Below are 23,622 nucleotides of genomic sequence, written 5' to 3'. Positions count from 1 at the left end.
GCATACATGGGCCAAGCCGATGTAAAATGCGGAATACGGTAAATGTAGATGGGCCGCCTCGGGAGTCATCAAGGCAGAGTTTGTGGCCTTTGCCCGGCAGCCTGAACTGACTGAGGTCGAGAGCTCAAAAACTTTCCTGGTAGAACTTCTCGATCTCGGAGAGCGCGCCGCGTGTCTGCGATACATCCTCATAACTGATCGTACCGCTATCCCAGCCGAACATGTCACCGGTGATCATGCCGCCGGTATCCTGGACAGCGGTCAATTCCGATTGCACCTTGTCGGCATCGAGCAGAACGCTGACGAGCGTCTGAAACGCCGAGCCACCGTCTATGCCACTTTCGTCGCTGTATGCGACCGAACGCGCGCCGGCGATAGCCGCATCGCGCGTGCCGAAATAGCGCAGGCTATTCTGGTCTTCCGGCCGAAGGTTGTCATAGTATTCGATAAAGGCGCGATAGTAGGCCTTGTGGTCACCTGTCTCGCTGTATTTGCCAAAGGCCTGGTATTCGCGGGCGGCCAATTGCGGCGATAGCTTGTTGCTCCATTCATCCTTGGTCAGCGCCGGGTATTTTTCCTGAACACGCTTTGTCCGCCCCAAAAACAGCAATGCCTCCGCAGAGAGCGAGACGCGAGAGGAGGGATCGTAGCCGCCGGTCAGCGATGCGGATGCACTGGAATCTTCCCGATTTCCGGATGTACCTTGCACCGCCGCGCGGCCGGCAAGGTTGTTCAGTCCATCTCCGGCTGTCGCCGAGGTCAATCTGTTCGCGATCTGCATCTGCCGCTCCTTGCGTTTCTACGCCTGGAATAGAACTGACAAACACGCATCACTTCAGAGGTCAGCTCGGATATATGACTTTTATGCGCAGAATTCGGTTAGGCCCCGAAGCTTGCGCCAAACTGACCATTATTAACGAAAGGTTAACGCCCTGTTTTTACATCGATAAATTACTATAAAGAAAATTCGGCTGGAAAACATTGCGCTGCGTTGCAGCAACAATCTCGGGAATCGACCTGCGAAAGCCGGGTTCTTTGAAGTTTTTTGGATATAAACGCGGCCGAAGCAATATTCGCAATCAGAGATATGAAGCAACTTGCGGAACGAACGGCAGATATGGCGCCTCGAACAGATCTTCACGATCAAAGCGGCTGCCCGTGCGCGTCAGCCGGACGATCTTGCATTCGGTTTCGCTCATCATGATGGGCACAATGAGAATGCCACCCGAGACGAGGTGATCGGAAAAGACCCGTGGCAAGCTGGAGAATGCTGTGGTCACCAGAATGCGGTCAAAGGTCCCCTCGCCCGTCGGTCCGATGCTGCCATCCGCTTGGCGGACGATCACATTGCGGATACCGGCCTTTTCAAGGTTTCGCTGGGCGCCGGTCGCAAGCGTCTTGTAACGCTCGATGCTCAGCACCCGCTCGGCCATCCGTCCCATCACGCCGGCCGTAAACCCGCTGCCGGTACCGACCTCAAGCACGCGCTGGCCCGCCTTGACATTCAGGCAGTGCAAAAGCCGCACGGCAAAATCGAAGCCTTCCATGAAGGCGCCACACTCTAGCGGAACGAGCCGTGAGGAATAGGCATTTTCCTGATATTGCGGCGGGGTGAAAATCGAACGTGGCGTCTGCTCGACGGCGTTGAGCAGCTCCTTGTTGGATATGCCCTCAGCCCGCAGGCGCAACACCAAGGCTGCAAACCCCTCCTGCTCAACGACGCGCGGGCTCAATCTGCCTCTCCGTCGAGAAGCGCGCGGGCAACCCGATCCTGTACGGCATAATCGGTCAGATCGAGCTTCAGCGGCGTCACGGATATCTTGTGCTCGCGGATCGCATGGATATCGGTTCCCGCCCGGAAATCGCCAAAGCGCTCGCCGAAACGAAGCCAGTAGTAGGGATGACCACGTCCGTCAGAGCGCTCATCGATCGACAGGCCGAAATCAAGCTTTCCCTGGCATGTCACCTCGGTACCGGTCACGGCATCAGCCGAACAGTTGGGAAAGTTCAGGTTGAGGAATGTTCCGTCCGGCAGATCGAGCGTCATCAGCTTCTTCAGAAGTTTTGGCGCATGGGTTTCCACGACATCCCACGGAACAATGCCGCCATCCGCATGGCGATAGGCTTGGCTGAGCGCAAACGAGCGGATGCCCTGCAGCGTGCCTTCGATGGCGCCGGCGATCGTGCCGGAATAGGTGACGTCATCGGCCATGTTGGCGCCGACGTTGACCCCGGACAGAATGAGGTCCGGCTTGATATCGAGAACCTTGCGCACGCCCATGATGACGCAATCGGTCGGCGTACCGCGCAGCGCAAAGTGCTTTTCCGAAATCTGCCGCAGCCGCAAAGGCTCCGACAGGGTCAGAGAATGTGCAAGGCCGCTCTGGTCGGTTTCCGGTGCCACCACCCAGACGTCTTCGGAGATCGTCCGGGCAATACGTTTGAGCACGGCAAGGCCTTCGGCGTGGATGCCATCGTCATTTGTCAGCAGAATTCGCATCTTAACCCCTGCCGCAAGACGCGGCTCAACCGGCCTTTTCGATCTTCGTGAGGCCGCCCATATAGGGCAACAATACGGCCGGGATGGTTACCGATCCGTCTTCATTCAGATAGTTTTCGATGACGGCGATCAAGGCTCGGCCGACAGCGGTACCCGAACCGTTCAACGTGTGAACAAACTTCAGGGCCTTGTCGTCCTTTACCCGGTAGCGGGTGTTCATCCGCCGCGCCTGGAAATCGCCGCAGACCGAGCAGGACGAAATTTCGCGGTAGGCATCCTGCCCCGGCAGCCAGACTTCCAGGTCGTAGGTCTTGCGCGCACCAAAGCCCATGTCGCCCGTGCAGAGCGTCATCACCCGGTAGTGCAGATCAAGGCGTTTCAGGACCTCCTCGGCGCAGGCCGTCATGCGCTCATGTTCATCGATCGAATTGTCGGCATCGGTAATCGAGACGAGTTCGACCTTGTTGAATTGATGCTGGCGCAGCATGCCGCGGGTGTCGCGGCCGGCGGAACCTGCCTCCGAACGGAAGCAGGGCGTCAGTGCCGTGAAGCGCAGTGGCAGCGTTTCAGCGTCCAGAATTTGTTCGCGCACCATATTGGTCAGTGGCACTTCGGCGGTAGGGATCAACCAGCGGCCATCGGTGGTCTTGAACAGGTCCTCGGAAAACTTCGGAAGCTGGCCCGTGCCATACATGGCTTCGTCACGCGTCATCAGCGGCGGCTGGACTTCGAGATAGCCGTGTTCACTTGTGTGCAGGTCAAGCATGAACTGCCCGAGCGCCCGCTCAAGGCGCGCCAGCTGGCCCTTGACGATGGTGAAGCGCGACCCGGCGATCTTGGCGGCACCCTCGAAATCGAGCCAGCCGAGCTCTTCGCCGATTTCGAAATGTTCCTTCGGCTTGTGATTCCAGCCCGGCTTCTGGCCATGGCTGTGCTTGACCACGTTGCCGTGTTCATCGCTGCCGACAGGGACATCGTCGAGTGGAATATTCGGAATGCTGGACAGCGCCTCGATGAGGGTGGCGTCCGTCAGCCGGTTTTCCTCTTCCAGTGCCGGCATCGTGGTCTTCAACTCGGCCACTTCCGCCTTCAGCTTGTCGGCAAGCTCGCTGTTCTTCTGCGCCATCGCAGCGCCGATTTCCTTGGAGGCGGCATTGCGGCGCGACTGCATGTCCTGCAGCGACTGAACGAGGGAGCGGCGCTTTTCATCGAGCGAAATCAGTGCAGCCGACAGGGGCTTGGCGCCGCGCTTTGCGAGTGCGGCGTCCAGGGCTTCGGCATTGTCCCTAATCCATTTGATATCAAGCATGGTCGTTCAGGTCCTGATCGGTCTTGGTAAAAACTGAGACCCGAACTCATCGGCTGATACGGCTCGCGTATCAGCCGATGTTTTCTTCCGCCTCGGCAACCTCACGCGCAGCAGCGTCGCGCGCCCGTTGCCGCTCGATGAGTCGGGCCGTGTAGATGGAAATCTCGTAGAGAAGGATGGCTGGCAGGGCAAGGCCGATCTGGGATACCGGATCCGGCGGCGTCAGGATCGCAGCTGCGATGAACGCTATGACGATTGCGTATTTGCGCTTTGCCTTCAGGCCATCCGCCGTCACGAAACCAACGCGCGCCAAAAGCGTGGTGATGACCGGCAGCTGAAATACCAGGCCGAACGCGAAGATAAGCGACATGATCAGGCTGAGATATTCGGACACCTTGGGAAGAAGCTGGATCGATACCTGCCCCTCGCCGCCATCCTGCTGCATGGCCAGGAAGAACCACATGACCATCGGCGTGAAGAAGAAATAGACGAGGCAGCCGCCCAGGATGAACAGCAGCGGCGAGGCGATCAGGAACGGCAGGAAAGCTGCCCGCTCGTTCTTGTAGAGGCCCGGCGCCACGAATTTATAGACCTGCGAGGCAATCACCGGAAACGCGATCACCAGCGCGCTGAACATCGCCACCTTGATCTGCGTGAAGAAAAACTCCTGCGGCGCGGTATAGATCAACTCGACCGAACCGTGATTGAGCCCGGCCCAGCCGACAGCCCATTTGAAGGGCTGGACAAGAATATTGAAGATACCCTTGGCAAAATAAAAGCAGACGAGGAACGCCACGAAGAACGCACCGACGGCCCAGATCAGGCGCGCGCGCAATTCAATCAGGTGCGCCATCAGCGGCTGGGGCTTGTCTTCGATATCGCCGCTCATGCGTCACCTCTTTTCTTCGTCGTCTTGGCAGCTGGCTTGCTGACGGCCGCTTTCGCAACACTAGAAGCGACCACCTTCGCCTTTTTCGCCGGCGCTTTCGCAACTGGCACAACAGCGGCTTCGGCTCCCACCGTCTTCGGCCTTGAAACACGCTTGGCTTTCGGCTTTTCTGCTTCAGCCGGCTTTTCTGCTTCAGCGGCACGGTCCATCTGCTTGGCTGCGGATGCGATAGCGGCGGCGGCAACGGGATCGACCTTCGGCTGCTCCGATGGAACGACGGCATCAGCTGAAACTTCCGACGGCGCCGGCACGTCCGGTTGCCTCGGCTTGTTCTCGACTGCGGTCGCCTTCTGCAAATCGGCCTTGATATCGTTGCCCATCTGCCTGAGCGGGTTCATCGCCTCGCGAATGGTGTTGGCCGGATTGAGCTTCTGTGCATCGCTCAGCGTCTTTCGCACGTCGTCGAGGTCGGCTTCCTTCAGTGCTTCGTCGAATTGCTGCCGGAAATCGTTCGCCATGCCGCGCATCTTCGTCATCATCTTACCAAAGGTTCGCAGCATAGGTGGCAAATCCTTTGGGCCAACCACAATGATCAGAACGATGGCAATAACGACAAGCTCGGTCCAGCCGACATCAAGCATTCTCAGGAACTCCACAAAACCGAAGGCGACAGGGCCTGCCCCGCTGGGTCAGGCCCTGAACAAAATGCATGATCAGCGGACTTCGTCGGATTTGTGTTCGACCGTCTTGCCGTCGACGCCCTTTTCGGCTGTCGCCGTCTCGTCTTCGGTCATGCCCTTCTTGAAGCTCTTGATGCCCTTGGCAACGTCGCCCATCAGTTCGGGGATCTTGCCACGGCCGAACAGCAGCAGAACGACGACCAGAACGATCAGCCAATGCCAGATACTAAAGGAACCCATATTCTTACTCCCTTGAAGCCTGTAACCCCGATTTAAGATGTTCAACCATCTTTTTCAAACAGCAATCCGTTTCGCTGGTTAGCGGAAAGGTGCCCGTCGCGCAATCCTTACACCGAGACTGAGGCGGAGATACAGCCAACCGTATGAATATCCGAACTTTCCAGCGCACTCTGACCGCAAGTTCACGAGGACGTGACCAGACAACCTGTGGAAGGAATAGGATAAGGACGCAGCGCTATTCGCCGTCCCCGCCCGATGGCGGCAGCAGGCCGAGTTCTTCCAGATCGAGCTGCGTGATCGGATCTTCGTCCTCGCCAAAACCGTCATCGCCGAGCGGCACCGGAATCTGGAAATTGGCCGGAATGCGGCCGGACAGCAGTCCTGCCCCCTTCAACTCCTCAAGGCCCGGAAGGTCGCGCAATTCCTCCAGCCCGAAGTGATCGAGGAAGTCCCGCGTGCTGCCGAATGTCACCGGCCTGCCGGGTGTACGCCGGCGGCCGCGAAAACGGATCCAGCCCGCCTCCATCAGGACATCGAGCGTGCCCTTGGACGTCTGAACACCGCGAATATCCTCGATTTCGGCCCGAGTCACCGGTTGGTGGTAGGCAATGATTGCCAGCACTTCGAGGGCTGCCCGCGACAGCTTGCGTACCTCGTTTTCATCGGCCTGCACGACAAAGGAAAGATCGGCGGCTGTGCGGAACGCCCAGTAATCGCCGACCTGCAACAGATTGACACCGCGGCCGGCATAGATGGATTTCAACCGCATCATGATGCGCCGCACGTCTGCCCCTTGTGGCAGGCGCGCGTCGATATAGCCCTCTGAGACCGGCTGGGCCGAGGCGAAAACCAAAGCCTCGGCGATGCGTTCGGCTTCGAGTTCGATCCGTGGGTCAATCAGGAGGGTGGTTGCCTCTGCGCCGTCCTCTTCCTCGATCATGCCCGGCAGACGCTCTTGCGGCTCAATCACGCCCCGCCTCCATAGCCGCCAGCCCCTCGGGGGTCAGCGGGTTCGGTCCCTGGCGCAGGTAGATCGGCGCGAATGCTCCATCCTGGCGGATTTCGAGGCGCCCTTCGCGCACCATTTCCAGCGAAGCGGCAAAAGAGCTGGCAATTGCCGTGGCGCGTTCCTTCGGGCTCGTCATGTAGCGCAGCAGAAAATGATCAAGCGCCGTCCAGTCGACCATATCGCCGATCAGCCGGGCGAGCAGAAGCCGCGCATCGGCAAGCGACCAGACCTGCCGCTTCTCGATCGTCACCTGCATCACCGCCTCGCGCTGGCGCAGCGACGCATAGGCATTGAGCAGATCGTAGAGCGAAGCCTCGAAGGCGGATTTCTTTTCGACGGGCATATGCTCGGGCGCACCGCGGGCAAACACATCGCGGCCAAGCCGATTGCGGTTTATCAGCCGGGTCGCTGCCTCGCGCATGGCTTCGAGACGCTTGAGGCGGAAGGCCAGAGCCGAAGCCATTTCCTCGCCGGACGGCCCCTCGTCCTTTGCCTGCTGGGGGATCAGCAGGCGGGACTTCAGGAACGCAAGCCAGGCGGCCATCACCAGATAATCTGCCGCAAGCTCAAGCCGGATGCTGCGGGCGCGATCGATGAAGGCGATATACTGCTCGGCAAGCGCCAGCACGGAAATACGGGCGAGATCGACGCGCTGGTTGCGGGCGAGATGCAAGAGAAGATCGAGCGGGCCTTCGAAGCCGGCGATATCGACGACCAACTCTTCCTCATGCAGGCCGCGATCGGAGGGCTCATCCTGCCACAGCGGGTCCATCGGCGCCCTTGTCACCGGTTTCTTCTGCATGTCGCCGGCGTTGCTCACGATTACCCCTGCCCCTGAAATCAGCCCATGCCTCCTATGCGATAGCCAGCATGCCGTTAAATTCTTCCCGCAACGCTGCCTCGTCAGAGGCGTCGGGCTTGGCAAAACCAGCCTCAACGGCCTTCACACGGCGCAGCCTGTCTCCGGAAATGACCGGGACCACCCGCGCTACCTGATGCATTTCATCCATGATGCCATGGCAATGCAACACCAGATCGAGTCCTGCTGCAATAATGCCGCGTGCCCGCGCCTCGATATCGCCTGCAAGCGCATTCATCGAGACGTCGTCCGACATCAAAAGACCATCGAAACCAATATGGCCGCGAATGACGTCACGCACCAACTTGGCCGATGTCGTTGCCGGATTGTCCGGATCGATGGCGGTGAAAACGATATGGGCCGACATGCCCATCAGTTCATTCTTCATCGCAACGAAAGGCAGGAAGTCGCTCTTGGCCAGTTCGTCGAAGGAAACATCGACTATCGGCAGCTTGTGATGCGAATCGACAAAGGCCCGGCCATGGCCCGGCATATGCTTCATCACCGGCAGCATGCCACCTGCCTTGAGGCCAGCAGCAGCTGCTGCTCCTATTTCCGCAACGGCGCGGGGATCATAGCCATAGGCGCGATTGCCAATGACGTCGCTGCTGCCTTCGATTGGCACGTCGAGCACTGGCAGGCAATCGATGGTGATGCCGAACCGCATCAGGTCAAACGCATGCAGGCGCGACATCAGCCAGGCGGCGCGCAGCCCCTGCTCGCGATCGCGGCGATAGATTTCGCCGATCGCCGCACCATTCGGATACTGCGCGACAATCGGCGGGCGGATGCGCTGGACGCGGCCGCCTTCCTGGTCGATCAGCACTGGCGCATCGGGATTGCCGATACTGTCGCGCAAGGAGGCCGTCAGATCGGCGATCTGGTTGGCTTCGCCAATATTGCGTCCGAACAGAATGAAGCCCCACGGACGCTCGTCCGCAAAGAAGGCCTTTTCGTCCGGGGTGATGGTCAGGCCTTTGCAGCCCGAAATGAATGCTTTTGATTCGGTCATGCAGCCATGATAGCCGCAGCGCTCGGCATGGCGAAAGCCAGTTTCTCGTCTTGCCTCACCATTCACAACTGTTGTGGCCAAGCCCGCACATGCTGAAGGCGCGGCCGTTGGGCCGCGCCTTCAGCAGCGTGTTTGTTGGATGAGACTATCGCGTCACCAGGCAGCTGCCGCCGGCGCTCTTGTACTGGGCGCACATCGCGTTGGCGGCATCGCGGGAGCCTGCAGGAATACGAACCCGGTAATAGGTTCCCTTGCCCGCAATTTCCGCCTTCTTGATATCGACCCCCTTGCCGCCGATGACACTGCCGAACTTGCCGGAAAGCGTCTTGTAGGACGTCTGGGCTTCGGCTTCAGACGGCAGCGATGCGATCTGGATTACATAGGTACCGGGCGCAATCGAGGCAGTCTCGACCGGCTTTGCTTCAGCAGCAGGCTGCGCTTGCGCAGTGGGCTGCGTTGCAGCCGCATCGGACTTGAAGGTATCGACAACCTTCTGTTCTGCTGCCGGGCGCGTCTGGGGCACGGGATTGGCATTGGCAACATCCGTCGTCTTGACGGGGCGGACCGGTGCGGTTTCATCAACCGTTGCGGCGGCGGCTTCGGCAAGCGCACTCTTCTGCCCCTGCTCGGCAAGCTGGTCCACCACCGGCTGCGACTTCGGTGTCGAAGCGGTCTCAATCGGCCTGGTCAAGGTCGTTGTCTTGACGACATTGACCAGCGGATCGCCGTTATTGGCGGCAACATTCGCCTGCGGATCGGCGACCGGTTCCTCGCGGGCGACCAGCGTACCGTCAGGCTTGACGATCATCGTGCGAACCTTGCGCGGCGACACGGCAGGTGACTGTTCTGCGTCGGACGCCGTATTGTCCGCTGTCTGTCCGTCCGGCAAAAGCCGGGCGCTGCCATCTTCATCCACCGGCATCACGCCGGGAAGGTCGTCATCGGCGCCTTCGTTTGGCAGATTTTCCGGCGTCAGCGTCCGCTGAACCACGTCCATCGGCTCCTCGGTGGAGGAAACCAGCGTACCCTGCTGTGGCGTGGTGTCCTGCGCACCGGCAACACGGTCGTAAACGGCCTTGTCCTGGTTCGGAACGGTCTTGCCGCCCTTCTCCACCGGCACCATCTTGACCGGCGACTTGTCCGCCAGGATGATTTTCGGCTCGCCGCCGGACAGCGCAGAACCGGTGCCGCCCATGAAAGCATAGACGCCGACGCCGCCGAAGATCGCCAAGCCGGCGACCGTTGCGGCAAGCAATGCCAGACGGCGCTTTCCCGAGCCGCGGCGCTCGTCATCGTAATCGTTGTTGGCGGCATAGCCGGAACCAACAGCCAGGCGATCAGAGGACGGATCCGTTTCCTGCCGCTGGCTCAGCGATAGGCGGAAGTCCTCTTCCATGGCCTTTTCGAATTCATCGAAATCGGTCTCGACAGGCGCGCCGGAAGCATGGACCGGGGCAGCAGCTTGCGTGACGGCAACGTGTTCACTATCCGCAACCCGGCTCGCGCCCGGCGCTGCACGGGTCGGCGTTCCGAAAAGTTGCGCCATCTCGGCATCGATGTCGAGATCGTAGTCCGTATGATGAACAGCCGGGCGTTCCTGCTCGACAACGGGTAATTGCGGAACGTTGAGATCCGCAATCGTCGTCAGGCTTTCTTCCGTTTCGGCAATCATCGATGGATCGAACGGCAGAGCGCTTTCCAGCTCTTCGCTGGCAGGCTCTTCGATTTCTGCAACGGTGGCAACTTCGGGAGCAGATGTATACGAGGCCATAACCGGAGCAGCGACCGGCTCTGCGGTAGCAGCCTTGACCGGCGCAAAAGCGGTTTCCCGAGCGGCAACCTCAAACTCGGACGGATCGATATCCAGGTCGAGGCCGGAAAGATCAATCTCGAACGTATCGAGGTCAAAATCGGGCTCGCGGTCGGCAGTCGATTTCAGAGCCGGCGCCGCCTCTACGACGACTGGCTCAACAGGAGCCTGATAGGCCACTTCTGTGACAGCCGGCAGCACAGCCGCAGGCACAACTGCCGCCGGCAGCGGCGTTGCGAAAGCCTTCTGCAACGTGGAACCGCCATTAGAAGCAACAGGCGTCGCCCGGCTGAATGTCGGCGTGAAGGGGTAGTTGACCTTGCGCGCAGTTTCGATCGTGGGCGCGGCCTTCACAGGCGCTGTGGCCGGAACGGGAAACCGCTCGATGTCCGCCAGCAAGGCATCGATGCCGTGCGAATCCCGCGACGAAATCACAACGTCGCCCGATGCGGCGGGGGCTTCCGGCTGCCATTGCGGCAACTCCTGCGGCGCCGCAGCTTCGGGCGCAGCAACGACAGGCTCAGCAAACTCCGGCAAAGCGGAGGCAGCAACCGGCTGCGGCTCGACCGTGGCGATTTCGGCAGCGTAGTGCTGGTCAGGCTCGATATGCCGTGCCTCGATCAGCGGGTCTTCAACCGCCGGCGCATCATCATAGCCGATGGACAACTCAAGCTCGCGCTCAAGATCGGCTGCATCGAAACCGGGCTCTTCCCATTGCTCCACCGCCCAGCCGCTATCGGCTTCAGGTGCAGCGGCTGCAGGCTCCGCCCAGGAATGCGCTATCGAATCATCCTGCACATCCGTCTCGACAGTATAGGCCTGCGCGAAAACCGGCTCTTCGACAGGAACAGGCTCGATCTCTGCCACAGGCTCGGCAGCGTCAACGGCGGGCTCTGCCTGCCATTGCTCGACGGGTGCAGGCTCGATGTAAGCTACAGGTACCTGATCGTATTCATTTTCCACTGGCGCATGAAAAGCGGGCTCGACGACACCAACCGGCTCCGGCACGTGCACGGCCGGAACGGCCTGCGGCGCGTCATAGACATCGAATTCGCGCAGAAGCTCGTCTTCGAGATCGAGAACCGGCTCAGCGAGCACGGGCTCCCTGTTCACCATCTCGCGATGCCGTTCGAGTTCCTGTAGCTGCTGGACCGCAGGCCGATTGTCATAGCCGACAATGCGGGCGAGTTCTGCCAAGGGATCATCGTCCGCCAAAACGCCGAAATCCGCAGTCCCGCTTCGTGCCAATTGTTTGTCTGCCATACGCTCCACTCACAACTACTAGCCAGTCATTGCCAGTGCATTGTGGGTAAATGGTGACAATACTATCGCATCTCATCCGGTGCAGCGGTACCTGTAATAGACAGGCCCGATTTCAACACCGAGGCGACAGCACGCACCAGCCCAAGTCTGGCAATAGTCAATTCTCCATTTTTATCGTTAACAAAACGTAATTCTGGAGACTCTTTACCTTTATTCCAGTGCGCGTGGAAGGCGCTGGCAAGATCATAAAGGTAAAATGCGATCCGATGAGGCTCCTGCGACAGTGCCGCAGCCTCGATAATACGCGGATATTCTGCCAGTTTGGCAACCAGCTGCAGCTCGTTCGAATCAGAGATGTTGCCATTGATGGCCCCTGCGAGATCAACGGTGGCGAAATCGATATCCGGGAAAGCCGCCCCCGCCTGCCGGAAAACCGACATGCAGCGCGCATGGGCATACTGCACGTAGAAGACCGGATTATCCTTCGACTGTTCCGTAACCTTGGCGAAATCGAAGTCCAGCGGTTCGGAACTCTTGCGATAGATCATCATGAACCGCACCGAATCGCGGCCGACTTCCTCGACGACATCCCGCAGCGTGACGAAATCACCCGAACGCTTCGACATCTTCACAGGTTCGCCATCGCGGTAGAGCTTGACCAACTGGCACAGCAACACCGTCAGCTTCGAAGCGCCGCCGGATACAGCCCGCGCCACGGCTTCCAGACGCTTGACGTAGCCACCGTGGTCGGCGCCGAGAACATAGATCATCTCGTTGAAGCCGCGATCGAACTTGTCCTTGAAATAGGCAACGTCGGCAGCGAAGTAAGTATAGGAACCATCCGACTTGATCAGCGGCCGGTCGATATCGTCGCCGACTTCCGTCGAACGGAACAGTGTCTGCTCCCGGTCTTCCCAATCTTCCGGCAACTGCCCCTTCGGCGGCGGCAATGTGCCCTTATAGACGTGTCCCTTGAAGGTCAGGTCGTTGATGGCGTTGCGAATGGGCGTTGCGCCGTCCGCATGCAGCGTGCGCTCGGAGAAGAACACGTCGTGATGAACGTTGAGAGCCGCTAGATCCTCGCGGATCATCACCATCATCGCAGCCATGGTGCGTTCCTTGACGAGCGGCATCCACTTGTCTTCCGGCATGATCCGCAGGCTTGAGCCGTACTCAGCGACCAGCGCCTCGCCGACCGGCACGAGATAATCGCCGGGATAGAGCCCCGCCGGAATCTCGCCGATCTTTTCACCCAGTGCCTCGCGGTACCGCAGGAAAGCCGACCGGGCCAGCGTATCGATCTGCGAGCCGGCATCGTTGATGTAATATTCCTTGGTCACCTCGTAACCGGAAAACTTGAGCAGGTTGGCAAGGGTGTCGCCGACAACGGCGCCACGGCAATGGCCGACATGCATGGGACCTGTCGGATTGGCAGAGACATATTCGACATTGACCTTGCGGCCGGCCCCAACGGTGCTCCTACCGTAATCCGTGCCTTCGGAGACCATTACGGTCAGCAGTTTCTGCCAATAAGCGATCGAAAGCTTGACGTTGATGAAGCCAGGGCCGGCGACCGAAACGCCGATGACTTCCGGGTCTTCCTGCAGCTTGGCGACGATCTGGTCGGCCAGTGCGCGCGGATTGGTGCCGAGCGGCTTGGCGAGCACCATCGCGGCGTTGGTCGCGACATCGCCATGGCTGGCATCACGCGGCGATTCCACGCTGATTCGGCTGAAATCAAGCGCCGATCGGTTTTCACGCACGATATCAAGCACTTCCAGAACGTTTTTAATTCTTGATCCGAAGTCAGTGAAAAGATTCATAACACCCATCCGCTCAGCTCCGCCCGAAGGCGCGAGGCCGCGTTCATATCGTTCACATCAACGGCAGCCCGATATGCTCGATGCTGCCGCCAACCGGCGCGGTGACTACCTCAAATCGGGGGTATGGTCAAACAAACGCCTGTGCACGGAGATTGCATAGGTGTCGGTCATCCCGGCCAGGTAGTCACCGACATGGCGGGCCTTGGCAGGTTCTGCCATACCGGGGATCTGATCAATCCAGTAGTGTTTCAGCATCTCACGGGGATCGGCCATGAAGGCCTTGTAGAGATCGGTAACGATCAGGGCAGCGTCCTTGCGCACCCGCATGACATCCGGATGGCGGTAGATCCGCGTCATCAGCATTTTCTTGATCAGCCGGTCCGTCTCCGCCATGGCCTGGGAGAACGTCGCAATCACCCTGCCCGCATTGCGCACGTCCGCAGCACTCTTCGGGCGGATATCCTTGAGATTGTCCTGCGCAACGGTGATCACGTCCTCAACCATGGCGGTGATCTGCCGGCGCATGATTTCATGGGTGAAACGGCTGGCTTCCAGTCCGGGATAGCGGTCACCGACCTCGCGCATCAGCCCGGCAAGGAACGGTATTTCCTCCAGCATCTCGAACTTGAGATAGCCGGAACGAAGTCCATCATCAATATCATGGGTGTTATAGGCGATATCGTCGGCAATCGCGGCAACCTGAGCCTCGAGGCTGGCAAAACTCGCGAGCTCCAGATCATGCAGCGCGCAATAGTCGAGAATGGGCTGAGGCACGGGGCCGCGCGTACCCTCGCCATTTTCAGCCACCAGCGGACCGTTGTGCTTGACCAGCCCTTCCAGGCTCTCCCATGTCAGGTTGAGGCCGTCGAACTCGGCATAGCGGCGCTCAAGCTTGGTGACGATGCGTAGCGACTGCGCGTTGTGATCGAACCCGCCATAGGGCGCGAGCATCTCGTGCAGGGCATCCTCGCCCGTATGACCAAACGGCGTGTGCCCGAAATCGTGAACCAGGGCGACGCCTTCGGCGAGATCTTCGTCCAGCCGCATTGCCCGGGCGAGCGCGCGGGCGATCTGCGCCACTTCGATCGTATGGGTCAGCCGGGTACGATAGTGATCGCCATCGGCGGCGATGAAGACCTGGGTCTTGTGCTTCAGCCGACGAAAGGCCGTGGTGTGAACGATGCGGTCGCGGTCGCGCTGGAAATCGGAGCGCGTCGGGCTGCCGGTTTCGGGATAAAGCCGGCCGCGGCTAGCCCACGGATCCGAGGCGAAAATCGCGCGTTCACCCGCACCGAAACCAAGCGCATGTCTGTCCAATGTCATTTCCCGTTCAGCATCCCATTGACGCGGTATTAAAGCCTTCATACCTATAGTGGGCGCTGCAGGAAAGCACCGAGTGGAAATCGCTCGTGACCTTGAACGAAAACAAGGATTTGCCGCGCAACTGATCCTTCCCGTCCGTCGGCACTATTTGGACAACGGGTGATGTAAACAGCGAATCTCTCCGGTTCTTGACCCCGGTAGGAGGTAGATATGACGATAGAAACCGTAACTCTCTCGGACTCGGCGGCAAAACGCATTGCCGTGATCCTGAAATCGGATGCAGAGAAAAAGGCCATGCGCGTTTCCGTCGAAGGCGGCGGATGTTCCGGCTTTTCCTACAAGTTCGATCTGGTCGGCGATGCCGATGACGATGACCTTATCCTCGAAAAGGGCGAGGCCAAGGTTCTGATCGACAGCATGTCGCTGGTCTATATGAGCGGCTCCGAAATCGACTTCGTCGATAACCTGCTCGGTCAGTCCTTCCAGATCAAAAACCCGAATGCTGTTGCAAGCTGCGGCTGCGGTACGAGTTTCTCCGTCTGACCATAGCCTATTGTCCTAGAGATAGGGCGACCCCAACCAGAATATCTTGTTGAGCAGGCGGGTCATAAACGGCTTCGCACGCAGATCGGCCAGTGTCACTGGCTCGGCACTGCTCAACACGGCCTGGAGCCTATGCCCGACGGCGACAGCAAAGCCGGCGTCCAGCACCTCCAGATCGATCTCGAAATTGAGCCGCAGCGAACGTGGATCGAGATTGGAGGAGCCGACATAGGCCCAGCGGTCATCAACAGTCATCAGCTTGGAGTGATTGAACGCACCTGTGGAACGCCAGATACGGCATCCCCCTTTCAAGGTCTGGTCGAACTGCGCCGTCATCGCCCGGTCCACCAACACCAGGTTGTTGACGGCAGGCACGATGATATCGACCTCGACGCCGCGCATTGCCGCTGTGACCAGAGCGCTGATCAACTCCCGGTCAGGCAGGAAATAGGGCGACATGATGCGGATATTCCGTCTGGCGACGGAAAAAGCTCCCATCATCATCTTGTGATTGGATTCGTTGGCGCGGTCCGGCCCGGAGGGCACAGCTCGCATCAGCATGGTGGGTTTCTGAAGGGGGGGCGCCACCGAGATTTTCCATGCTTCACCGTCCAGCGCTTGGCGGCTGGCAAACTGCCAGTCTTCGGACGCTACCTGGAAGAGATCGGCAACGACTGGACCCGATACGCGAAAATGCGTGTCCCCCGCCTGCCCTACGCCAGCAAACTCGCCCGTAAAACCCGAGCGGATATTCATACCGCCGGTAAAGGCGACCGAGCCATCGACGACGAGAATTTTCCGGTGGGTACGCAGGTTGGCATAGGGAAGCCGCAGCCCCACGATGATGTTACCGTTGAAGACTTTGACCGTGACGCCGCCCTGCTGCAGGTAACCGACAATGCTTGGCACCGAATAGCGCGCACCAACGGCATCGATGAGCACCCGCACGGCGACACCGCGTTTAGCTGCGGCGATCAAGGCATCAGCGAAGCGCAACCCGATTGGATCGCGATCGAAAATATAGGTTTCGAGAAGGATAGAACGTGTTGCGCTACCGATCTGCTCCAGCATCATCGCATAGGCAGCATCACCACCCTCCAGGATCGTGATGCCATTTCCACCGCACATGCGATGCCGGCTGACACGATCCCCGAGCAGTTTCATCGCGCCGAATCGCTGTCCGAACCGCTCGGCCACCACCGTGCTGGAAATGTCGAACTTGCCCATCGCATCCGGCCCACGCTCGCGGAACAGCGACCGCTGCTGCCCAATCGACGAGCGGCGGATACGGTTGATGCCGGCAATCGCGTAGATCAACGCACCAATGATCGGCGACAGCAGGATGACACCAACCCAGCCAAGCGCGGAGCGCACCTCGTCCTTGGTCATCGTCGCGTGAATGGCGGCCGGAACACCAAGGATGATGGAGAGTACCGCCAGGATATGCGGCCAATAGGTTGTCAGCAGATCGATCATGCTGCGGACTATAACGGGCCGGGATCAGGAAGCAATTCAGCCGCGTCTTTAACGGCTTTCGGCCGCATCGGGTTTGTCAAAAAAATCCTCCGGCGCTAAAAGGGATGCAGGCTTTGCGCCACCAGACAAAAGGACGTCATCCGCATGAAAATCGTTACCTGGAACATCAACGGCGTTCGGGCCCGCATCGACGTTCTCGTGGCCTGGCTGAAGGAATCGCAACCTGATATCGTTTGCCTGCAGGAAATCAAAACCATGGACGAAGGCTTTCCGCGTGCCGAGATCGAGGCGCTCGGCTACCATGTCGAGACGCATGGCCAAAAAGGCTTCAACGGCGTCGCCATCCTGTCAAAGCTTAAGCCGGACGAAATCAATCGCGGCTTGCCGGGCGACGAGACGGACGAGCAGTCGCGGTTTATCGAGGGGGTATTTTCCGTCAAGGGCGGCGCAATCCGCGTCTGCTCGCTCTATCTGCCCAACGGCAATCCGGTCGAAACGGAGAAATATCCCTATAAGCTCTCCTGGATGGAGCGCCTGAACGCCTTTGCGCAAAGCCGGCTTGCTCTGGAAGAGCCGCTCATTCTTGCCGGCGACTACAACGTCATTGCCGAACCCCATGATTGCTGGGACGTCAAGGTCTGGCAAAACGATGCTCTTTACCAGCCACGCTCACGCCAAGCATTCCGTCGGCTGGAAAACCTGGGATTTACCGACGCCGTCCGCTCCACAACGGATGCCGCGCCGCTCTATACATTCTGGGATTATCAGGCCGGTTGCTGGCCGAAGAATTTTGGGATCCGCATCGATCACCTGATGCTGTCGCCGGAAGCGGCCGACAGACTGATCTCGACGGATATCGAGAAGCATGTGCGCGCATGGGAAAAGCCGTCTGACCATGTGCCAGTAGCGGCGGAGTTCAATTTCGCGGCGTAAGGCGTTTGCCGCCTCAGTCGCTGTCACTGTCGAGGTGAATGTTGTGTGCCATGGCGACGGCCTTGCGGCGGTCGTCTTCATTGGCAATCGAGAAGGCCTGTTCCTGCAGGGATTGCAGCCACGGCCTTTCCTTCGGGGTACACTGGTCAAGTGCTGCGGTCATATAGGCCAGCCCACGTGCCGTCTGACCTTCCTGGAAGATCACGTTGCCGAACACACCCATGGCACCGGCATGACCATTCTTGCGGGCGCGGTTGAGCCATTTCTTCGCTTGCTGAACATTGACGCTGCCGCCATCGCCCGAGAGCAGCATTTTCGCCAGTTGGAACTGCGCTTCGGAAACGCCAAAGGTGGATGCGGCCTGAAAATACAGCTGCCGGGCCTGGCTGAGATCGCTTTTCACCGGGCTGTCGGGAATGCCACGGCGATAGTAGCCGGCCAGAGAGATCAGCGCATTGACGAAATAGCCGGTATCCTCGGAGCCGGGCTCGACGCCCTTCTCGGCGATCTCGCTGTAAATCTTGAAGGCTTCCAGATCGTTTTCGGCGACGCCATCACCATAGGCATACATATTGGCCAGCGCCCAGCGGGAGCCCGTATGGCCCTTTTCAGCGGCATAGCGATACGCTTCGACGGCCTCGTCCTTACGGCCGTTCTTGTAGGCGGAGAAACCGAACTTGAAGAGAGCAAAAGGACCCGATTCCTTGGTGACGCCAGCATCCGGATCAAATGCATAGGCTGTGCGCCCCTGCGCAGCCACAGCGAGCGCAACCCCAAGAACAAGAAATGTCAAAGACCGGTAACCACGTATCAGCATGATAGTCTATTTCTTCCGTTCAAACCCAAAAGCCAGTCAGTGCCAGTCCAAATGAGCCTTCTGCGGTCAACACCGTTCATCGGGTCAGTTTCCCAACAATAGTCAGCGTTTCCGGCAAGAGTACGGCCCGCCCGGCCGTACCATCCACTACGCACCCCTGCGGCCATCCAAGCAACTTGCGAAAGCTGCTGCAGAGCCACGTAACATCAGGGGAAACATGGATTTTTTCGAAAATGCAATGACTCATCTTACCTCAAACGCCGCATGCTCAAAACTTACTGGCACGTTTGTCAAGACCATCGGTGCTCCTAGTTTGTGGCGGGAAATAGACATAATCGCCTCCCCGCTGCCCGTCACAGACTATAGAAAGAATGTGTTGCTGAATCGTCACAAAACGTTACGTGGGAAACACGAAAAAGCCGGGTCCGGCCATTGAAATTCCTGGTCACGAAACCATGGAAAACGGCGAGCATCTGCCCGGGCCGCCCCGCAGACGCCATCAGTCGCAAACAAACAGGCACAAAAAAGCCCGATGCGAACACCGGGCTTTCTGGATTGACTTCCGATGATCAGAACTTGACCTTCAGCGACGTCGAGATGGCGCTGACGAAGTCATTGCCAAAGCTGTACCTGACTTCCTTGCCGATAACCTCACCGTTGTAGGTGGTGGGCCCCGAGGTTCCGCTGGTCAAAAGGCCAACGGCACCAGCAAGCTTTAACTCGACATTTTCAGTCGGTGCGTAAGAAACACCAGTGCCGATTGTCCAAGTATCCGTCTGCGTGCCGTAACCATGACTGGTACCGCGGTCCCATGTGAGACTAACAGCACCGCTCCACTTGTCGTTGAATTTATGTCCCACGCCGCCACTAACAGTCCAACCATCACGGTAAAGCAGATCGAGGCTAGTACAAGGGGTTGCTGCAGAAACGTTGCCAGGGCAAAATTTAAGAACCTGCAACTGGCTCCAGTCTGTCCACTTTACGGAACCGAATGCCAGCCAATCAGGAGCTATACCCGACTGCACCTTCAATTCAAGCGAATCCGGCATGCTGGCAAAACCGGAAACGTCATACTTCGTCAAACCAACCTGCGTCAGATCGATAAATCCATCGAGATTATCGAGGTCAACAGCACTGTTGTAGACTAGGCTTGCGCGAACAGCATATTCAGGAATTTCATATGCAATACCCGTACGCCAGCCCCAGCCGCTGCCTTCGAGTTCAAGACGACCAACACCATTGCCTGGAACAGCGAAATCAGGGGCGACGAGTCGTTCTTTAAAGCCACCAACTTCTTGATAGAAGGCGCCGCCAATGATGCGGAATTGTCCTTTGCCCACATCCCATTTATACGAGCAAGTGGCAGCGTAGTTGTCGCTCTCTACTTTCGTTTCAATGTTGTCATTTGCGCCCATCCAGTTCGCACCTGGCTTGGTGTGAGCACCCCAAGGCTGCGAATAATCAGCCATGCAATCTACATTATCGCCGATTCCTGCTTTTACACCGATGCGGGGAACCCAGTAGCCTTCTGTTTCTCTCACACCATTAGTTTCACCGGCACCTAGCCCATTTGAGCCAATGCCGTTGGCCGGGTTGATATCGACGACATTATCAAGATCGCGCTGCGGATTGACGTATGTTGCCGCAGCTTCCGCAGCATAGGTCGACGGATCGAACAGCAGGTCGATATTGTAGCCGCCGCGCTCGAGACCACCGGCGTTAGCCGCCGTGGTGCTGAGCAAGACAGCAATTGCCGCCGTCATCGCAGCCTTCATTTTGTTGTAAACCATCCGTTCCTCCCCTGAACACAGATCTTTGGCCGACGCATACGCCAGCCGCTGAAACGAAAGTATCGGCTGCGAACAGTTAATGGCAAATACCTAGATCTAGCGGCCAGTGACGCGAGATCACTAAAAATTTACGTAAGAAAACCTTGAACAACCAAATTATTGGCAAAATCGGAATTAAATTCCGCAAGAACAATCGAGCACTCAATGGAATGGAATATTCTTCCATTGAAACATCAAAGTGTAACTTCGACACAACAATGCCGCTTTTTGACGTCTAGGCGCCTTGGAGTTGAAATATGGGGCACCAACGGCGCAACTGGCACGCATGCCGGCGCGAAAAGCATGCAATTCCGCAAAATGGAATCATATTCAAGAAAAAAAGGGCGACTGGCGCCGCCCCTTTTTTCTTCATTTCAGCACTGCACTTGATGACAACGAGGTCGAAACCGCCTCGTAAATCCCGGTCTCTGCTATTGGCCGTCAACCAGCATCAGCGACCCTTGCCAATGCCACACCAAGCGAAAGTTTCTGGCCGTCAAGTTCGGCCAGACGATCACGCTCGGCATCGACAACATCGGGACGCGCATTGGCGACGAACTTTTCGTTCGATAGCTTGCCGAGAATGCGCTCGCGCTCCTGGTCAACCTTGCCGATGGCCTTTTCAAGCCGGAGCTTCTCGGCGGCAAGATCGATCAGGCTGCCAAGCGGCAGGCAAACGGTCGCCTCGCCGACGACGATCTGAGCGCTTCCCTTCGGCGCCGTAGCAGCAAGGTCGATCGCATCGACGCGTGCCAACCGGCGGATGGCCGCTGCATGGCGCTCCAGACGTTCCCTGGTCAGCATGTTGGCCTCGACCACCACCAGCGGCGCAATGGCAGCAGCCGGAACGTTCATCTCGGAGCGGACCGAGCGGATGCCCGATACGAGATCGATCAGCCAGTTGGTCTCATCGGCCGCCGCATTATCGGCATAGGAAGCAACCGGCCAATCCGCGTGGCAAAGCAGGCTGTCACGTACCTTGCCCTCGCCTGCCGTCTGCGCCCACAACTCTTCCGTCATGAACGGCATGAACGGATGCAAGAGCTTATAGGTCTCATCGAGGACATAGGCGACGCAGGCCCGCGATTCAGCCTTTCCAGCCTCATCATCACCGCCGAAGACAGGCTTCAGCAGCTCCAGGTACCAATCGCAGACCTGGTTCCAGACAAACCGGTACAGGCTGCCGGCGGCTTCATTGAAGCGATAGTTCTCGATCGCCTCAGTCACGTCACGGATCGTGCGCGAAAGCTCCGTGAGAATCCAGCGGTTGATGGTCAGGGAGCAGGTTTCAGGCACGAACTTCGGATCGTTGGCAACGCCGTTCATGCCGGCAAAGCGCGTCGCATTCCACAGCTTGGTACCAAAGTTGCGATAGCCGGCAATGCGGGCCGGATCGAGTTTCACATCGCGCCCCTGCGCCGCCATGATCGCCAGCGTGAACCGCAACGAATCGGCACCATACTCGTCGATCAGGTCGAGCGGATCGATGACGTTGCCCTTGGACTTCGACATCTTCGCGCCGTTCTTGTCGCGAACCAGAGCATGCACATAGACCGTATGGAACGGCTCGACGGGGGTACCGTCGCTGTCCTTCATGAAATGCAGACCCATCATCATCATCCGGGCGACCCAGAAGAAGATGATATCAAAGCCCGTCACCAAAACATCGGTCTGATAATACTTGTCCAGTTCCGGGGTCTTGTCCGGCCAGCCGAGCGTCGAGAACGGCCAAAGAGCCGAGGAAAACCACGTGTCGAGCACGTCTTCGTCGCGAACGAGGATTTCTCCAGGCCGGAAATTCTCCAGCAGATCCTCGACATAGGCCTTCATTGGCCCTTCATGCGAGAGATAGTGCTGGATAGCGGCGTGTAGCGCCTCTTCCTCGGTCTTTTCAACGAAGACCTGACCATCCGGGCCGTACCAGGCCGGGATCTGGTGACCCCACCACAATTGCCGGGAAACGCACCAGGGCTGGATGTTTTCCATCCATTCGAAGTAGGTCTTTTCCCAGTTCTTTGGAACAAAGTTGGTCCGGCCCTCGCGTACGGACGCGATCGCAGGCTTGGCGAGCGTCTTGGCATCGACATACCACTGTTCGGTCAAACGGGGTTCGATCGGAACGCCGCCGCGGTCGCCGTGCGGAACGGTGTGCTTGTGGGGCTCGATCTTGTCGAGCAGGCCCCGCTCCTCGAACATCGTCACGATCACCTTGCGCGCAGCAAAACGCTCGACGCCGTCGAGTGCCGAGACCAAGGCTTCCAGTTCATCGGACGCCGGCAGGCCTTCAAGGAAATCCTCGTTGCCGGCAAGTGTGATGTGGCCATCGATCGTCAGGATGTTGACCTGGCGCAGATGGCGGCGCTTGCCGACCTCGAAGTCGTTGAAGTCATGCGCCGGCGTCATCTTGACGGCGCCGGTTCCGGCCGTCGGGTCCGGATATTCGTCGGCGACGATCGGGATGAGGCGGCCAACCAGCGGCAGCACGACATGCTTGCCGACGATGGCCTTATAGCGCTCGTCATCCGGATGAACCGCGACGCCGGTATCGCCCAGCATGGTTTCCGGCCGGGTGGTCGCAACGACCAGATAGTCGCGCGTTTCCCATTCCGTCGCCTTGCCGTCCTCGCCAAAGGCGATCGGGTGCTGGTAGGTGACGCCCTCTTCCAGTGGATAGCGCAGATGCCAGAGGCTACCGGTCATCTCGATCTGCTCGACCTCCAGATCAGAGATCGCGGTCAGGAGCTTCGGGTCCCAGTTGACCAGACGCTTGTCCTTGTAGATCAGGCCATCCTTGTAGAGCGAGACAAAGACTTCGAGGACGGCCTTCGATAGCCCCTCGTCCATGGTGAAGCGCTCGCGCGACCAGTCGCACGAGGCACCGAGACGTTTGAGCTGATTGAAGATCAGCCCGCCGGATTCGGCTTTCCATTCCCAGACCTTGTCGATGAAGGCGTCACGGCCCATCTCACGGCGATGCTGCTGGCGCTCCATCAGCTTACGCTCGACCACCATCTGCGTCGCAATGCCGGCATGGTCCATGCCGGGCTGCCAGAGCACATCCTTGCCGCGCATGCGCTCGAAGCGGACCATGATGTCCTGCAGCGTATTGTTCAGCGCGTGGCCCATATGCAGCGAGCCTGTCACGTTTGGCGGCGGGATGACCACGCAGAAGCTTTCGGCACCCGGTTTTGCCCCAGCACCTGCGCGGAAGGCGTCCTCGTCATCCCAAATCTTGGCGATGCGCGGTTCGACAGCGGCGGAATCATAGGTTTTTTCAAGCATTTTGGAGCCAAACTTGCTGATTGAT

Annotated in this window: 19 protein-coding genes; 2 read left to right on the top strand and 17 right to left on the bottom strand. The window is 58.7% G+C overall.

Going from position 1 to position 23,622, the window contains the following annotated elements:
* Window positions 1-124: 124 nt before the first annotated feature.
* From ACP7E0_RS16965 to ACP7E0_RS16905, 13 genes are all read right to left on the bottom strand, one after another.
* The gene (locus tag ACP7E0_RS16965; RefSeq protein WP_426126214.1) at window positions 125-781 is read right to left on the bottom strand and encodes a biotin biosynthesis protein BioC; all 657 of its coding nucleotides are present in this window, start codon (window positions 779-781) and stop codon (window positions 125-127) included.
* A gap of 298 nt (window positions 782-1,079) precedes the next feature.
* Complete coding sequence (locus ACP7E0_RS16960) at window positions 1,080-1,733, bottom strand: protein-L-isoaspartate(D-aspartate) O-methyltransferase (RefSeq protein ID WP_426126213.1); 654 nt, start codon at window positions 1,731-1,733, stop codon at window positions 1,080-1,082.
* Window positions 1,730-2,500 carry a 5'/3'-nucleotidase SurE gene (gene surE, locus ACP7E0_RS16955; protein WP_426126212.1) on the bottom strand — a complete coding sequence of 257 codons (771 nt, stop codon included), beginning with the start codon at window positions 2,498-2,500 and terminating at the stop codon, window positions 1,730-1,732. The genes ACP7E0_RS16960 and surE overlap by 4 nt, the downstream gene beginning before the upstream one ends.
* A 25-nt stretch (window positions 2,501-2,525) precedes the next feature.
* The gene (gene serS, locus ACP7E0_RS16950; RefSeq protein WP_426126211.1) at window positions 2,526-3,809 is read right to left on the bottom strand and encodes a serine--tRNA ligase; all 1,284 of its coding nucleotides are present in this window, start codon (window positions 3,807-3,809) and stop codon (window positions 2,526-2,528) included.
* Between the two features lie 70 nt (window positions 3,810-3,879).
* Window positions 3,880-4,698: a twin-arginine translocase subunit TatC gene (tatC, locus tag ACP7E0_RS16945; RefSeq protein ID WP_426126210.1), complete on the bottom strand. Its 819-nt coding sequence runs from the start codon at window positions 4,696-4,698 to the stop codon at window positions 3,880-3,882.
* Window positions 4,695-5,339 carry a Sec-independent protein translocase protein TatB gene (gene tatB, locus ACP7E0_RS16940; RefSeq protein WP_426126209.1) on the bottom strand — a complete coding sequence of 215 codons (645 nt, stop codon included), beginning with the start codon at window positions 5,337-5,339 and terminating at the stop codon, window positions 4,695-4,697. The genes tatC and tatB overlap by 4 nt, the downstream gene beginning before the upstream one ends.
* 72 nt (window positions 5,340-5,411) lie before the next feature.
* On the bottom strand, window positions 5,412-5,618 hold the full coding sequence (locus ACP7E0_RS16935) for a twin-arginine translocase TatA/TatE family subunit (protein ID WP_113243598.1): 207 nt from the start codon (window positions 5,616-5,618) through the stop codon (window positions 5,412-5,414).
* Between the two features lie 235 nt (window positions 5,619-5,853).
* Complete coding sequence (gene scpB, locus ACP7E0_RS16930) at window positions 5,854-6,588, bottom strand: SMC-Scp complex subunit ScpB (RefSeq protein ID WP_426126208.1); 735 nt, start codon at window positions 6,586-6,588, stop codon at window positions 5,854-5,856.
* Window positions 6,581-7,429 (bottom strand): segregation and condensation protein A, encoded by an 849-nt coding sequence (locus ACP7E0_RS16925; protein WP_426126351.1) that lies wholly within the window; start codon window positions 7,427-7,429, stop codon window positions 6,581-6,583. Before ACP7E0_RS16925 ends, scpB begins: the two co-directional genes overlap by 8 nt.
* Window positions 7,430-7,481: 52 nt before the next feature.
* Entirely contained in the window at window positions 7,482-8,498 is a 1,017-nt protein-coding gene (gene nagZ, locus ACP7E0_RS16920; protein WP_426126207.1) for a beta-N-acetylhexosaminidase, read from the bottom strand.
* A gap of 145 nt (window positions 8,499-8,643) precedes the next feature.
* Window positions 8,644-11,571, bottom strand: a complete 2,928-nt coding sequence (locus tag ACP7E0_RS16915) for an SPOR domain-containing protein (RefSeq protein WP_426126206.1) — start codon at window positions 11,569-11,571, stop codon at window positions 8,644-8,646.
* A 62-nt stretch (window positions 11,572-11,633) separates the two neighbouring features.
* Window positions 11,634-13,394: an arginine--tRNA ligase gene (gene argS, locus ACP7E0_RS16910; protein WP_426126205.1), complete on the bottom strand. Its 1,761-nt coding sequence runs from the start codon at window positions 13,392-13,394 to the stop codon at window positions 11,634-11,636.
* Window positions 13,395-13,499: 105 nt separating this feature from the next.
* The gene (locus ACP7E0_RS16905; protein WP_426126204.1) at window positions 13,500-14,717 is read right to left on the bottom strand and encodes a deoxyguanosinetriphosphate triphosphohydrolase; all 1,218 of its coding nucleotides are present in this window, start codon (window positions 14,715-14,717) and stop codon (window positions 13,500-13,502) included.
* Between the two features lie 210 nt (window positions 14,718-14,927).
* Between ACP7E0_RS16905 and erpA the strand changes: the two genes are divergently transcribed.
* The gene (erpA, locus tag ACP7E0_RS16900) at window positions 14,928-15,260 is read left to right on the top strand and encodes an iron-sulfur cluster insertion protein ErpA (protein WP_113315730.1); all 333 of its coding nucleotides are present in this window, start codon (window positions 14,928-14,930) and stop codon (window positions 15,258-15,260) included.
* 15 nt (window positions 15,261-15,275) lie between these two features.
* On the opposite strand, the gene ACP7E0_RS16895 is transcribed toward erpA, so the two are convergent.
* Window positions 15,276-16,736, bottom strand: a complete 1,461-nt coding sequence (locus ACP7E0_RS16895) for a phospholipase D-like domain-containing protein (RefSeq protein ID WP_426126203.1) — start codon at window positions 16,734-16,736, stop codon at window positions 15,276-15,278.
* Between the two features lie 144 nt (window positions 16,737-16,880).
* On the opposite strand from ACP7E0_RS16895, the gene xth reads away from it, so the two are divergent.
* Window positions 16,881-17,669 carry an exodeoxyribonuclease III gene (xth, locus tag ACP7E0_RS16890; protein ID WP_426126202.1) on the top strand — a complete coding sequence of 263 codons (789 nt, stop codon included), beginning with the start codon at window positions 16,881-16,883 and terminating at the stop codon, window positions 17,667-17,669.
* Window positions 17,670-17,682: 13 nt separating this feature from the next.
* Here the strand turns inward: xth and exoR are convergent, their stop codons facing one another.
* From exoR to ACP7E0_RS16875, 3 genes are all read right to left on the bottom strand, one after another.
* Entirely contained in the window at window positions 17,683-18,486 is an 804-nt protein-coding gene (gene exoR, locus ACP7E0_RS16885; RefSeq protein ID WP_113315728.1) for an exopolysaccharide production regulator ExoR, read from the bottom strand.
* Window positions 18,487-19,055: 569 nt separating this feature from the next.
* On the bottom strand, window positions 19,056-20,276 hold the full coding sequence (locus tag ACP7E0_RS16880) for an OmpP1/FadL family transporter (RefSeq protein ID WP_426126201.1): 1,221 nt from the start codon (window positions 20,274-20,276) through the stop codon (window positions 19,056-19,058).
* A 480-nt stretch (window positions 20,277-20,756) separates the two neighbouring features.
* Window positions 20,757-23,597, bottom strand: coding sequence for a valine--tRNA ligase (locus ACP7E0_RS16875; protein WP_426126200.1), 2,841 nt, complete (start codon window positions 23,595-23,597; stop codon window positions 20,757-20,759).
* Window positions 23,598-23,622: the final 25 nt, after the last annotated feature.

This window comes from Pararhizobium sp. PWRC1-1 (genome assembly GCF_049897905.1).
In the GTDB taxonomy this organism is placed as follows: Bacteria; Pseudomonadota; Alphaproteobacteria; order Rhizobiales; family Rhizobiaceae; genus Pararhizobium.
The sequence above is the reverse complement of the archived record's forward strand: the minus strand, read 5'-3'. Positions and strand labels throughout refer to the sequence as shown.

Bases quoted from the DNA above. Each gene is read 5' to 3' on its own strand.
- ACP7E0_RS16895 (WP_426126203.1), bottom strand. From the start codon at position 16,736: ATGATCGATCTGCTGACAACCTATTGGCCGCATATCCTGGCGGTACTC.
- exoR (WP_113315728.1), bottom strand. From the start codon at position 18,486: ATGCTGATACGTGGTTACCGGTCTTTGACATTTCTTGTTCTTGGGGTT.
- argS (WP_426126205.1), bottom strand. From the start codon at position 13,394: ATGAATCTTTTCACTGACTTCGGATCAAGAATTAAAAACGTTCTGGAA.
- tatC (WP_426126210.1), bottom strand. From the start codon at position 4,698: ATGAGCGGCGATATCGAAGACAAGCCCCAGCCGCTGATGGCGCACCTG.
- ACP7E0_RS16925 (WP_426126351.1), bottom strand. From the start codon at position 7,429: ATGCAGAAGAAACCGGTGACAAGGGCGCCGATGGACCCGCTGTGGCAG.
- nagZ (WP_426126207.1), bottom strand. From the start codon at position 8,498: ATGACCGAATCAAAAGCATTCATTTCGGGCTGCAAAGGCCTGACCATC.
- surE (WP_426126212.1), bottom strand. From the start codon at position 2,500: ATGCGAATTCTGCTGACAAATGACGATGGCATCCACGCCGAAGGCCTT.
- xth (WP_426126202.1), top strand. From the start codon at position 16,881: ATGAAAATCGTTACCTGGAACATCAACGGCGTTCGGGCCCGCATCGAC.
- ACP7E0_RS16875 (WP_426126200.1), bottom strand. From the start codon at position 23,597: ATGCTTGAAAAAACCTATGATTCCGCCGCTGTCGAACCGCGCATCGCC.
- tatB (WP_426126209.1), bottom strand. From the start codon at position 5,339: ATGCTTGATGTCGGCTGGACCGAGCTTGTCGTTATTGCCATCGTTCTG.
- ACP7E0_RS16965 (WP_426126214.1), bottom strand. From the start codon at position 781: ATGCAGATCGCGAACAGATTGACCTCGGCGACAGCCGGAGATGGACTG.
- serS (WP_426126211.1), bottom strand. From the start codon at position 3,809: ATGCTTGATATCAAATGGATTAGGGACAATGCCGAAGCCCTGGACGCC.
- ACP7E0_RS16915 (WP_426126206.1), bottom strand. From the start codon at position 11,571: ATGGCAGACAAACAATTGGCACGAAGCGGGACTGCGGATTTCGGCGTT.
- erpA (WP_113315730.1), top strand. From the start codon at position 14,928: ATGACGATAGAAACCGTAACTCTCTCGGACTCGGCGGCAAAACGCATT.
- ACP7E0_RS16880 (WP_426126201.1), bottom strand. From the start codon at position 20,276: ATGGTTTACAACAAAATGAAGGCTGCGATGACGGCGGCAATTGCTGTC.
- ACP7E0_RS16935 (WP_113243598.1), bottom strand. From the start codon at position 5,618: ATGGGTTCCTTTAGTATCTGGCATTGGCTGATCGTTCTGGTCGTCGTT.
- ACP7E0_RS16905 (WP_426126204.1), bottom strand. From the start codon at position 14,717: ATGACATTGGACAGACATGCGCTTGGTTTCGGTGCGGGTGAACGCGCG.